This window comes from Desulfofalx alkaliphila DSM 12257 (assembly GCF_000711975.1).
Classification (GTDB): Bacteria; Bacillota; Desulfotomaculia; order Desulfotomaculales; family Desulfohalotomaculaceae; genus Desulfofalx; species Desulfofalx alkaliphila.
Map to the genome: position 1 here is coordinate 120,328 of NZ_JONT01000004.1, position 12,232 is coordinate 132,559.

At 40.3% G+C, this 12,232-nt stretch carries 13 protein-coding genes; 12 read left to right on the plus strand and 1 reads right to left on the minus strand.

Annotated elements, in window-relative coordinates:
* Positions 1–12: 12 nt before the first annotated feature.
* The 9 genes from mutL (at position 13) to BR02_RS0104435 (ending at position 8,576) form a co-directional block, all read left to right on the plus strand.
* A complete protein-coding gene (mutL, locus tag BR02_RS0104395; protein WP_031514582.1) occupies positions 13–1,776 on the plus strand; it encodes a DNA mismatch repair endonuclease MutL in 1,764 nt (587 codons plus the stop codon).
* Positions 1,773–2,582 carry a class I SAM-dependent methyltransferase gene (locus BR02_RS0104400; RefSeq protein WP_031514584.1) on the plus strand — a complete coding sequence of 270 codons (810 nt, stop codon included), beginning with the start codon at positions 1,773–1,775 and terminating at the stop codon, positions 2,580–2,582. The genes mutL and BR02_RS0104400 overlap by 4 nt, the downstream gene beginning before the upstream one ends.
* Positions 2,579–3,523: a tRNA (adenosine(37)-N6)-dimethylallyltransferase MiaA gene (gene miaA, locus BR02_RS0104405; RefSeq protein ID WP_031514587.1), complete on the plus strand. Its 945-nt coding sequence runs from the start codon at positions 2,579–2,581 to the stop codon at positions 3,521–3,523. Before BR02_RS0104400 ends, miaA begins: the two co-directional genes overlap by 4 nt.
* Positions 3,524–3,560: 37 nt before the next feature.
* A complete protein-coding gene (gene hfq / locus BR02_RS0104410; protein WP_031514589.1) occupies positions 3,561–3,803 on the plus strand; it encodes an RNA chaperone Hfq in 243 nt (80 codons plus the stop codon).
* Positions 3,804–3,978: 175 nt separating this feature from the next.
* Positions 3,979–4,956: an AAA family ATPase gene (locus tag BR02_RS0104415; protein ID WP_031514591.1), complete on the plus strand. Its 978-nt coding sequence runs from the start codon at positions 3,979–3,981 to the stop codon at positions 4,954–4,956.
* 35 nt (positions 4,957–4,991) lie between these two features.
* A complete protein-coding gene (locus BR02_RS0104420) occupies positions 4,992–6,218 on the plus strand; it encodes a methionine gamma-lyase family protein (protein ID WP_031514592.1) in 1,227 nt (408 codons plus the stop codon).
* Between the two features lie 137 nt (positions 6,219–6,355).
* On the plus strand, positions 6,356–7,708 hold the full coding sequence (locus BR02_RS0104425; protein WP_031514594.1) for an acyclic terpene utilization AtuA family protein: 1,353 nt from the start codon (positions 6,356–6,358) through the stop codon (positions 7,706–7,708).
* Between the two features lie 3 nt (positions 7,709–7,711).
* Entirely contained in the window at positions 7,712–8,041 is a 330-nt protein-coding gene (locus BR02_RS0104430; protein ID WP_031514596.1) for a DUF4387 domain-containing protein, read from the plus strand.
* Positions 8,042–8,165: 124 nt separating this feature from the next.
* Positions 8,166–8,576 (plus strand): MerR family transcriptional regulator, encoded by a 411-nt coding sequence (locus BR02_RS0104435; RefSeq protein ID WP_031514597.1) that lies wholly within the window; start codon positions 8,166–8,168, stop codon positions 8,574–8,576.
* A gap of 75 nt (positions 8,577–8,651) precedes the next feature.
* Here BR02_RS0104435 and lexA read toward each other — a convergent pair whose 3' ends face one another.
* Positions 8,652–9,278 (minus strand): transcriptional repressor LexA, encoded by a 627-nt coding sequence (lexA, locus tag BR02_RS0104440; protein WP_238442401.1) that lies wholly within the window; start codon positions 9,276–9,278, stop codon positions 8,652–8,654.
* Positions 9,279–9,497: 219 nt separating this feature from the next.
* Here lexA and BR02_RS0104445 point away from each other — a divergent pair, with 219 nt between their 5' ends.
* From BR02_RS0104445 to mdh, 3 genes are all read left to right on the plus strand, one after another.
* Positions 9,498–10,373 (plus strand): fumarate hydratase, encoded by an 876-nt coding sequence (locus BR02_RS0104445; protein WP_476580447.1) that lies wholly within the window; start codon positions 9,498–9,500, stop codon positions 10,371–10,373.
* Between the two features lie 30 nt (positions 10,374–10,403).
* On the plus strand, positions 10,404–10,958 hold the full coding sequence (locus BR02_RS0104450; RefSeq protein ID WP_031514603.1) for a Fe-S-containing hydro-lyase: 555 nt from the start codon (positions 10,404–10,406) through the stop codon (positions 10,956–10,958).
* 181 nt (positions 10,959–11,139) lie between these two features.
* Positions 11,140–12,069 (plus strand): malate dehydrogenase, encoded by a 930-nt coding sequence (gene mdh, locus BR02_RS0104455; RefSeq protein ID WP_031514605.1) that lies wholly within the window; start codon positions 11,140–11,142, stop codon positions 12,067–12,069.
* Positions 12,070–12,232: the final 163 nt, after the last annotated feature.

Genomic DNA, 12,232 nt, shown 5'->3' on the forward strand with positions numbered 1-12,232 from the left:
GGGTAATGTTTTTTGAATAAAATTAAGGTGCTGGATCAAGATACTGCCAATAAAATTGCTGCAGGTGAAGTAATAGAAAGACCCCTTTCGGTTGTGAAAGAATTGGTTGAAAACTCCCTTGATTCCGGTGCTAGCAAAATATCCATCGAAATAAAAGACGGGGGAGTTTCTGCTATCACCGTTAGTGATAACGGCTGTGGTATGGATGCTGAAAATGCGCCACAGGCCTTTTTAAGGCACGCCACCAGTAAACTAAATCGGGTTGAAGACTTGTTCGGTTTAGCTACACTGGGGTTCCGGGGCGAAGCACTGCCCAGCATAGCAGCGGTTTCTAAGGTGACAATGGTTACTAGAACAGCCAGCCAAGATAGTGGTATAAAAATCTCTCTCGATGGCGGTAAAATAATTGAAACCTCCACTGTGGGGTGTCCCCAAGGAACGAAAATTACCGTAAGAGATTTGTTCTATAACACACCGGCCCGAAAGAAACACCTTAGGGGAGCCGCAGCTGAAACCGCTCAAATAAGCGATGTGATAACAAGGCTGGCCCTGTCTCGACCCGATGTAAAATTCAAACTAATATCTCAAAACAGAATACTTATTGAAACTCCGGGTAACGGAAAACTAATCGATACAATAGTAGCCGTTTATGGTGTTCAAGTTGCTAAAAAAATGCTTCCCGTTGAAGGACAGGGCAATGGCATGCATATCAGTGGCTATGTAAGCAAGCCTGATTTAAACAGAGCAACCAGAACATATCAAACAATACTGGTTAACGGCAGATATGTAAAGAGCAAGGTTATATCAGAGGCCTTGCTGCAAGGGTATCACCCCTTGTTATCCTCAAAACGTTATCCTGTGGCTGTTTTGGTGCTTGAAATGATTCCGGGTATGGTGGATGTAAACGTCCATCCTGCAAAAATGGAAGTGCGAATTAGTCATGAAAATGAACTGACAAAACTCCTTACTTCGTCAGTACAAAGGGCTGTGCGTAGATTGGTGGCAGTGCCCCAGCTGGAAGAACAAATACCGGTACAAAATGTACACCCACCCACTGAGAACAATACTGGAAGCAATAAACAAATTGAGCTTGTCCTCGATAACCAAAGAGTAGCAAACTCAGATTTTAGAGTTTTTACAGAAAAAGTTCCCCAAGAACTTGATATACAGCCCGTTAATAAAGTTGAAGAAAAAGAATCAACATATAGTGCTGTTAAAGATAAAGAAATATTATCAACTTTACTGCCCTTAGGCCAGTTAATGCCCACTTATATACTGGCCCAGGGAGCCAATGGCTTATTTATTATTGATCAACATGCAGCCCATGAGCGGGTACTTTACGAGCAATATCTTAAACAAGATGACGGCAATTCCAGTCAAATGTTGTTGGCCCCAGTGGTGCTCGAACTTAATCACCAAGAGGCGCAGATTCTTACCGAAAAGATTGTGGTTTTTAGAAATATAGGATTTATACTGGAACATTTTGGCGGTAACACCTACATGTTGCGGGGTGTACCTGCCTCGTTTCCGCCGGGAAATGAAACCAGTTTTTTTTATGATGTATTAGACAGCAGTGGAGACGATTTTACCCATATGCTTAAGGCCAAATTGGCCTGTCACAGTGCAATAAGAGCCGGTCAAAAACTAACAGTGGATGAAATGCAAACACTTATTAATCAACTCAGTGAAACAGAAAACCCATACAGTTGCCCCCACGGACGGCCTACAATAATAAATCTATCCTTCAATGAATTAAATAAGAGGTTTAAAAGATGATTGATAATATGGGTAAACCCATTGTAACCACTTCATTAAGTTACAGCCACCAAGTTGTTGAAAGCGCTAAATCTATAGCAAGTCAACTGGGCCTATCATTTGTGTCAAGGAACGGCACATCGCTGACTAATATGGAATCCGGATATAACAGCACTGGTATATTGGTGGTGTCAAAAACCAAATTAAGTATTTACATTAAGGGCGAAGAATTCTTTTTTCACCCTGGAATGGCAAAATTAAGAATTAAAGAGCTAGTAAATGGCAATACTGATCTAATGATTAGAGCTATGGATTTACGTGCCGGGGATATGGTATTGGACTGTACTTTGGGATTAGGTTCTGATGCGGTGGTGGCAAATTATGTTGCCGGACCAACCGGAACGGTGGTGGGGCTGGAGAGTAACCCTCTTATGGCTTATGTGGTACAAGAAGGAATAAAGCATTATAAAGACGGCAATCCGGCCCTTATTAAAGCTATTCGTGGTATTAAGGTTATTAATGTCGATCACCGCAACTACCTAAGGAAGTTGCCGGATAAATCATTTGATGTTGTCTATTTTGACCCCATGTTTCGCAATCCATTAAAGAAATCTCCGGGAATGGCACCCCTGCGCAAATTAGCTAATAATGATTCAATAAGTAAAGAGACAATAAATCAGGCCCTGAGGGTTGCAAAGAAATGTGTGGTCATGAAAGAAACTGCAAAAAGCGAAGAATTTACCAGATTGGGTTTTAAGAAGATCATTGGTGGCAAGAAATCACCTATTGCCTATGGAGTTTTGTTAGCAGGGGGTGAAGATTTATGAAAAAACCCTTGCTGGCGGTGGTGGGGCCTACGGCCACCGGAAAGACAGAGGTGGGCGTAAATTTATCACAGAAGATAGATGGGGAAGTGGTATCAGCTGATTCCATGCTAGTGTATAAAGGAATGGATATAGGTACTGCAAAACCTTCGATGGAAGAACGCCAGGGTATACCCCATCACATGATTGATGTGGCAGTACCAACTGAAGACTACAGCGTTGCCCGCTATCAGCGTGAAGCCCGTAAGGTTGTGGCAGAAATTCATAACAGAAATAAAATTCCTGTAATAGTAGGGGGAACAGGCTTATACATTCGTGCAGTGGTAGATGAATATAACTTTGATGTGCCGGGAGAAAACCGAGAAATACGTCAAAGCCTATTACAACAAGCTAATGAAAAGGGTACTCAATGGCTGCACAGAGAACTGTCACTGGTTGACCCCCGGGCGGCTGAACGTATACATCATAAAAATGTACGGAGGGTAATTAGGGCGCTGGAAGTCTATAAACTTACAGGTAAACCCTTCTCCAGTTTCCAACAAGCGGAATATAAAAGCAGACCCGAGTATAAAGTAGCTTTATTTGGCCTTACTATGCCTAGAGAAATACTTTATAAACGCATTGAAAAGCGTGTTGATATAATGCTGGAACAAGGGCTGGTTGAAGAAGTCCAGGGGCTAATAAAACAAGGTGTAAAGGCCCATGTTACCTCTATGCAGGGTTTAGGTTATAAAGAAATTGCTTCATATCTTGCAGGTGAGTTAACATTGGCCCAAGCGGTTGAACTGATTAAGAGAGATACTCGGCGTTATGCCAAACGACAATTGACCTGGTTTAAAAGGGACCCACGCATAATCTGGTTTGATATGAATAAATACAATAATATAGACCTAGTTGCAGATGAAATTATAAAAACTTGGCAGGAATATAATTCAACTTTGTAGAAACATTTCCTAAATAAAGATAAACGGAGGTACACCCATGACTAAACCCCAGATTAATTTGCAAGATGCTTTTTTAAATCAAGTTCGTAAAGAAAATATCCCCATCACCATGTTTCTTATAAATGGATTTCAACTTAAGGGGTTGGTTCGGGGGTTTGATAACTTTACGGTAATTTTGGAAAGTGATGGCAAGCAAATGATGGTTTACAAACATGCTATTTCTACAGTAAGCCCTTTAAGGCCTGTAAATACAGCATTTGCTGAAAACAAAAATCTATAAGCTAAAAAGACCTCTCCCCTTGGGCGAGAGGTTTTCTTTTTATTATACAATTATAAGACAAAGGGGCTTGGCCGGTATGAGATAGTAATAGTTTATCTAAAATTTTCTAATTCATAACTTATACCTTGGGCGTATATATGAGAATAACACATAATATGCCCAAGAGGTGAACCCGATGGTTAAAATAAATATGTGGCAGAACCAAGGAAAGAAAATAGAAAAAAAAGATAATGAATGGCGCCGCAAACAACTGGGGCCTATACGGCCATCGGGAGGTGACCGACAACAGGCAAAAAATGAGCTAGGAGCAACCAGTCAGGATAATGTAAATAAAATAATAGCAGAGTTAGATAGTTTAGTTGGCTTAAAAAGTGTTAAGAAACTGATTACTGAATTACAGGCTTTTATAGAAATTCAAAAACTGCGTCAAAAAGAAAAGCTTGCCTATGAACCAATGGTTCTACATATGATTTTTAAAGGTAGTCCCGGCACCGGCAAAACTACCGTCGCCAGAATTATAGGTAAATTATTTAAGGAAATGGGTGTGCTAAGTAAAGGCCATATTATTGAAGTAGAGCGAGCGGATCTAGTTGGTGAATATATAGGACACACTGCCAAACGCACTAGGGATGAAATCAAAAAAGCATTGGGCGGAATAATGTTCATTGATGAAGCCTATTCATTGGCCAGGGGTGGGGAAAAGGATTTTGGCAAAGAAGCAATAGATGCCATGGTGAAGGCCATGGAAGATAACAAAGACAACCTGGTGTTGATTTTAGCCGGGTATAAACATGAAATTGAAGCTTTTTTGGAAACTAATCCGGGACTGCGTTCAAGATTCCCCATTCATATAACTTTTCCTGACTACAGCACCCAAGAATTAATGGAAATAGCAGAAATGATGCTAAAAAAACGTCAGTATTGTTTAACTGATGAGGCCAGGGATCAATTGAGAACTTTAATAAAAATCAGAGCACAGCGCCATATTAACAGCGGCAATGCCAGAATGGTCAGAAATCTAATTGAGCGTGCCATGAGGTTGCAGGCAGTGCGATTAGTAAATGCTCAACTGCCAAAGATTAGCAAAGAAGAACTGATGACCATTACCGCAGAAGATCTCATAAATGCCTATGATGACTTAACAGAGGACTAAATAAATCAGGAGGAATACTATTGTATAACAGTGAAATGTTAAAAAAAATAGTTTCGGAAGTGGAATATGAAATCGAACCCATTTACCGTCAAATTGAAAAAACATCTATGCACAATCATGCACGGGTGTTAAAAGCGTTTCAGCTGGCAAGGGTTAGTGATTTTCACTTAAAGGGAGGCACCGGTTATGGTTATGGTGATGCAGGTCGTGATGTACTAGAAAAAATATATGCACATGTTTTTGGTGCTGAAGCGGCTTTGGTTAGGGGACAAATTGTTTCCGGTACCCATGCCATCGCTTTATGTTTGTTTGGGGTGCTACAACCCGGAGACCACTTGCTGGCAGTGCAAGGTGCGCCTTATGATACCCTTGAGCAGGTTATTGGTATTCGAGAAAGCACCCCCGGATCTTTAAGAAGCTATGGCATCACTTATAACCAGATAGAATTGCTACCTGACGGTAGTTTAGATTGGCAAGGTATAGGTAAAGCCTTGTCAAAAAAGACAAAAATGGTAATGATACAACGTTCCCGTGGGTATGCATGGCGTCCTTCATTAAGTATTGCGGAAATAGAAAAATTAGTTCAGTTTATTAAAAGCATACAACCACAAACAGTGGTGTTTGTGGATAACTGTTACGGTGAATTAGTAGAAACCAAAGAACCCTGTCATGTGGGGGCTGACTTGATAGCCGGTTCATTAATAAAAAATCCTGGCGGCGGCTTAGCGCCAACCGGTGGGTATGTGGTTGGACGCAAAGATTTAGTACAACTGGCTGCCAATCGTTGGACCGCCCCGGGTATTGGAGATGAAGTGGGCCCCACATTAGGTTATCATCGCCTACTGATGCAGGGTATTTTTATTGCCCCCCATACAGTGGCAGAGGCTTTGAAGGGTGCTGTTTTTACGGCGAGATTATTTGAACGGTTGGGTTATAGGGTTTCGCCTGTCTATGATGAGCATAGAACTGATATCATCCAAGCCATAGCTTTAGGTGACGGAGATAAGTTGGTGGAGTTTTGTCGCGGGTTACAAAGTGCTTCTCCGGTGGATTCATATGTGCAACCTGAGCCAGACGGCATGCCCGGATATGATGATGCAGTTGTGATGGCAGCGGGCACCTTTGTACAGGGTGCATCTATAGAATTATCCGCCGACGGCCCCTTAAGAGAGCCCTACGCTGTATATGTTCAAGGAGGATTGTCAAAGGAATATATAAAGTTGGGCATTTTATCAGCTGCTGAGGCGGTATTAAATAGTTAAACAACAAGAGGGCTGCTAAGCCCTTTTTGTGTACTCGAACAGTCAAAGCATTGTTGTTCTAAGTTTCCCTAGTAAATGAAGCGGTTTGCAAATATGAAAAAACATCGCTATACTGTTAACAAGGAGGTTGTTAGATTATGGATAACTACCGAGTGCTTTCACCCACAGCTATACTGGGCTATGGTTTTCCCAAAGAATCCTTTTACGAAGGTTTAAAACGGGATCCTGATATAATTGCTGTTGATGCAGGTTCTACAGACCCTGGCCCCTATTACTTGGGTGCTGGGGTATCTTTCACTGATGGAAACGCAGTAAAGAGGGATTTGGAGATAATTATTGGCGGTGCCTTAGAACACCAAATTCCGGTATTAATAGGTACTGCCGGCGGTTGCGGTGCAAACAGTCATTTACAATGGAATTTGAATATAATTAAGCACTTAGCAAAAGAAAAGAACTGGAATTTTAAAATTGCCGTGATTTCTTCGGAGCTGGATAAAGATTATTTACTACAGCAATTGGAAAAAGGCAAAATAGTACCATTGCATCCTGCACCTGAACTCACACCCTCCGATATCTTGACATCCACTAATATTGTGGCACAAATGGGGGTAGAGCCGCTAATTAAAGCATTGAATGACGGAGCACAAGTGGTACTGGCAGGACGTTGTTATGATCCTGCTGTTTTTGCGGCTGATGCTATTAGGAAAGGGTATGACCCCGGTCTGGCTATACATATGGGAAAAATTCTGGAGTGTGGGGCCATTGCCGCAGAACCGGGCAGTGGTAGTGATTCTGCCTTGGGCACCTTGGTGAACGACGGGTTTATTGTGGAACCTTTAAACCCAAAACGCCGATGTACCGTTACTTCGGTGGCGGCCCATACATTATACGAAAAAACTAATCCACTGGAGTTACCTGGCCCAGGTGGGGTATTGAGCTTGGCAGAAACACAGTTCCATAAACACAGTGATACGGCGGTAAAAGTATCAGGCAGTAAATTTATCCCCACCGATAAATACTATGTAAAACTTGAGGGCGCAAAAAAAGTAGGTTACCGCACAATATCTATTGCCGGTTGCAGAGATCCGATTATGATCAGTCAAATTGATAATATTATAAATGAAGTGCGCAAGACGGTTGCAGATAATTTCAGTAGCCAAGGCTATGAATATAACTTGCAATTTCATGTCTATGGAAAAAACGGTGTAATGGGGCCTCTGGAACCTACACCGGAATGTGGTCATGAATTAGGCATAATAATAGATGCAGTTGCACAAAACCAGGATATTGCCAATACCATTTGTAGTTTTGCCCGTAGTACAATGCTACACTTTGGTTATCCCGGCAGAATTGCCACTGCAGGCAACCTTGCTTTTCCCTATTCCCCATCAGATTTTAAAGCAGGTGAGGTATATGAGTTTAGTTTATATCACCTGTTGGAAGTTGAAGACCAATTAAAACTGTTCCCTGTTAAAATATTGGAGGTATAAAATATGAAAGAGGTACCAATCACTGAATTGGCAAAGGTGATACGCAGTAAAAATTCAGGGCCTTACGAGTTAACACTTGATATTATCTTTAAAGATCAAGAGGGCTACCGGCTGGCAATGCAATCTAACATAATTAATGAAGACACAATAGCCAATCTTTATAAAATAAATAAGGAACAAATAATAAATATAGTACCGTTTCCCCAGGCCTTAGCTATAAAGGCTACCATAGTAAGAACTCGTTCTTCCGGGGCCCTGGGCGAGACCGATGTATATGGTGCGCAGCAGCATGCTCCTCTTTTAAAGTTAAAAGTTCCATATTATGAGAAATAATATGACTAAAATTTGCAAGTTTCTTAAATATTCTCCCTCAAAAACAAATTAGATTATTTACAAAGTTGCTTTGAAAATATATAATGTTTATGTGACTAACTATAATAAAAGGTGGCTGATTTAGATGGTATTAGTAAATGACGATCAACCGCTATATAATATTGGCGTAATAGCGGAATTGTTAAAAGTTCATCCCGAGACTCTACGCATTTGGGAAAAACACAACTTAATTGAACCCGCCCGTAGAAACAAACAAAGACTGTACACAAATAACGATGTCAAAAGACTACAATTCATTCATCATCTAATTAATGAAAAAGGCTTAAACATTGCTGGTGTGCAGCAAATGTTAGCATTATATCCTTGTTGGACGGTTAAGAACTGTCCTGGAGGAAAAAAAGAAATGGAAGCTGAAGTTAACCATAACAAGCCCTGTTGGAAAGAAAAAGATACATATTGTTTTGTTGTCCAAGATAAATCAGACTATTGTAGTTCTTGTAATTTATGCAAAAACGGTGATGCAAGAAACGCTTAGTACCACTATAATCTAAATTGTTACCTGTTAAAAAACAGGCTTGTGCCAAAGTTTAAAACTTGACACAAGCCTGTTTTATATTTTACGCAATAAACCAATTACCACGCCTAATATTGTTACATTTCTTTCTAATATAGGTGCCATATTTTTGTTTTCAGGTTGTAGTCGTATATAGTTATTTTCTTTATAAAACCTCTTCACCGTAGCCTCGTCATCCAAAAGTGCCACTACTATTTCACCATTAAGGGCAGTTGCTTGACGTCTCACCAATACTAAATCACCTTCTAAAATTCCTGCCTCAACCATACTGTCTCCCTTTACCCGGAGCATAAATAACTCACCGTAACCGGCAAAACTTCTTGGCAAAGTAATTTTTTCATCATAGCTTTCATCGGCAAGTAATGGAAGACCCGCTGCCACTTGACCCAGTATTGGCACCTCTACCAAGTCTTCTCTTTCCGTTTTTTCTTCATCTAATAACTCAATAGCCCTTGGTTTAGTAGGATCCCTACGTAAATAACCCTTTTTTTCAAGCCTTTTTAGATAACCGTGCACCGTTGAACTGGAACTAAAGCCAACAGCTTGCCCTATTTCTCTTACAGAAGGAGGGTATCCCTTGGTACGAATGTTCTTTTTTATTATTTCAAGTATAGCCAGTTCACGATCATTTAAGGTTTCACCCAAGTCCAAACATCCTTTCACAGTTAATTTGGATCATTATACCATAATATTACCGTATCGAAAACGCTTGTTCGTATATTTTTTATTAATTGCGTAAATTAAAGGGGAAGGGGAATTTAGTGCTATTGTGGAAATAATTCTTAATATTAAAAGGTATATTTAAATGTAATTTAGTATGACATAATAATACTTGTATGGAAATAATTTAATGTTGGGTTTTATAAAACATTTGTGTTTAGCATATATGACAAAAAAATTGGGGGAGGGTCTACTATTAAAACCATTACTTGTCAGGAAATTATAGATGCTGTAGCTAAGTTATGCATAGAAGCCTGTCATCACTTGGGCGATGATGTGTTAAAGGCTTTTGAAGATGCTGCTGCTAAAGAAACAGCACAAGGTGGTAAGGAAATATTAAAGTTATTAACAGAGAATGCCAGAATTGCAAAAGAAGATAATATTCCCATATGTCAGGATACCGGCTTTGCTGTAGTATTTCTAGAAATTGGTCAGCAAGTAAAGATTGAAGGTGGCGATATTAACCAAGCCATAAATGAAGGTGTTCGCCTTGGATACAAAAAGGGCTATCTTCGCAAATCTATTGTCGGTCACCCCTTAAATCGTGTGAATACCGGTGACAATACACCTTGTGTTATACATACCACCATGGTACCAGGGGAAAACATTAAAATTACCGTTGCGCCCAAAGGCGGAGGTAGTGAAAATATGAGTGCATTAAAGATGTTAAAGCCTGCAGAAGGCGTAGAAGGGGTAAAAGAATTTATTATTAATACCGTTAAAAATGCTGGACCTAACCCCTGCCCACCTCTAATAGTAGGCGTTGGCATTGGGGGTACAATGGAGAAGGCTGCAATTATGGCTAAAGAAGCACTGCTAAGGGACATTGGCAGTGTTAACCCTCAAAGAGATTTAGCACAATTAGAAGATGAGCTATTAGAAGAAATTAATAAATTAGGAATAGGCCCCCAGGGTTTAGGTGGTCGAACAACTGCCTTAGCAGTTCATATTAAAACTTTTGGGACCCATATAGCCAGTCTACCGGTGGCAGTTAATTTAAACTGTCATGCATCTAGACATAAGTCGGTCTTATTATAAGAAAAATAATTTAGCTAGGTGGTGTATATATTGACCATAATTAAAATAAGTCCTCCACTGACCGAAGATATGGTACTTAACTTGCGGATTGGTCAGCAAGTGTTAATAAGCGGTAAAATATATACCGGCAGGGATGCTGCTCACAAACGCTTAGTAGAATTAATTGAAAAAGGCGAACCTCTACCTGTTGATTTTACCGGTCAAATTATATATTATGTAGGGCCGTCGCCGGCAAAACCGGGTCAGGTGATAGGGGCGGCAGGGCCCACCACAGCCGGGCGCATGGATACCTATACGCCTAAAATATTAGAACAGGGATTAAAAGGCATGATTGGTAAAGGTAAGCGCTCCCAAGAAGTTATAGAATCAATGAAAATTAATAAAGCGGTTTATTTTGCCGCCATAGGTGGAGCAGCAGCTTTAATTAGCAAGTGTATTAAAAAGGCGGAAGTGGTTGCCTACCCTGAACTGGGTCCGGAAGCTATTTATCAACTGGAAGTGGAAGACTTTCCGGCTATAGTAGTTAATGATGCTTATGGAGGTGACTTATATACCGAAGGCACTAAACAATATGCACTGGATTAAACAGTATCTTTTTTACGAACAATTAGTTAACATAAAGGATTTACAATAGGCAAGAAGGGGTGGCAGGCCAACACCGCTTATAAACTTGCCTGGGTTTTGCAGGTAAATGATTAGCTTTAATTGAGAAGATTAATAGCTATAATAAGAATAATAATTGTTACACATGGAGGGCTAATATTTAATGAAGAGAAAAAAAATTACTATTGTAGGAGCAGGAAACGTAGGAGCAACTTGTGCCCATTGGGCAGCATCAAAAGAACTGGGCGACATTGTACTTATTGATGTTGCTGAAGGCATACCCCAGGGTAAAGCTTTGGACTTGATGGAAGCAGCACCCATCGAAGGTTTTGATTGCCACATCATTGGTACGAATGACTATACAGACACCGCCAACTCTGATCTAGTAATTATAACAGCGGGCATAGCTCGTAAACCAGGTATGAGCAGAGACGATTTATTAAATACCAATGCAAAAATAGCAGAGCAAGTTGCTAAAAATATTGCACAATACTCACCAAATGCATTTGTTATTTGTGTCTCTAATCCTGTGGATGTTATTACTTACATAACTTACAAAGCAACAGGATTTGACTCCAGTAGGGTTTTAGGTATGGCAGGGGTACTTGACTCTGCACGCTATCGCACCTTTGTGGCTTTAGAATTGGACATATCTTTTAACGATGTAAGCGCTTTTGTCCTGGGCGGTCATGGAGACGATATGGTGCCCCTAGTGCGTTACACCTATGCCGGTGGAATCCCTATTGAGAAACTAATTTCCCAAGACCGCATTGATGCTATTGTGGAACGCACCCGTAAAGGTGGTGCCGAAATAGTAGGCCATTTAAAAACCGGCAGCGCCTATTATGCGCCGGCAGCATCTGTTATAGAAATGGCCGAAGCAATACTGAAAGATAAGAAAAGAATTTTACCGGTTTCAGCATATTTAGAAGGCCAGTACGGCGAAAGTGATATTTTTGCAGGAGTACCTGCTATTATTGGTGGAAAAGGTGTTGAAAAAATAATAGAGGTTGATCTTACAGACCAAGAAAAAGCTGCTCTAAAAAAGTCGTTCCAGGCCGTAAGAAATGTTTTATCCACTGTTAAACTATAATGAAGGCAGATCCAATCTGCCTTCATTATTTTTTTGCAGTTGATGGGTAAAGATGTTGATGGTTATAATAACCAGTAAATAGTAATAACTATTTAATAGAAGGGAGTAGTGTGGCAACTCAGCAGGGCTTGACCTTTGTCCCCTTATAAAATAACCAAACATA

Excerpts from the sequence above, each read along its gene's own strand:
- BR02_RS0104420 (WP_031514592.1), top strand. The coding sequence starts at position 4,992 with ATGTTAAAAAAAATAGTTTCGGAAGTGGAATATGAAATCGAACCCATT.
- miaA (WP_031514587.1), top strand. The coding sequence starts at position 2,579 with ATGAAAAAACCCTTGCTGGCGGTGGTGGGGCCTACGGCCACCGGAAAG.
- hfq (WP_031514589.1), top strand. The coding sequence starts at position 3,561 with ATGACTAAACCCCAGATTAATTTGCAAGATGCTTTTTTAAATCAAGTT.
- mdh (WP_031514605.1), top strand. The coding sequence starts at position 11,140 with ATGAAGAGAAAAAAAATTACTATTGTAGGAGCAGGAAACGTAGGAGCA.
- BR02_RS0104430 (WP_031514596.1), top strand. The coding sequence starts at position 7,712 with ATGAAAGAGGTACCAATCACTGAATTGGCAAAGGTGATACGCAGTAAA.
- BR02_RS0104415 (WP_031514591.1), top strand. The coding sequence starts at position 3,979 with ATGGTTAAAATAAATATGTGGCAGAACCAAGGAAAGAAAATAGAAAAA.
- BR02_RS0104435 (WP_031514597.1), top strand. The coding sequence starts at position 8,166 with ATGGTATTAGTAAATGACGATCAACCGCTATATAATATTGGCGTAATA.
- BR02_RS0104425 (WP_031514594.1), top strand. The coding sequence starts at position 6,356 with ATGGATAACTACCGAGTGCTTTCACCCACAGCTATACTGGGCTATGGT.
- BR02_RS0104400 (WP_031514584.1), top strand. The coding sequence starts at position 1,773 with ATGATTGATAATATGGGTAAACCCATTGTAACCACTTCATTAAGTTAC.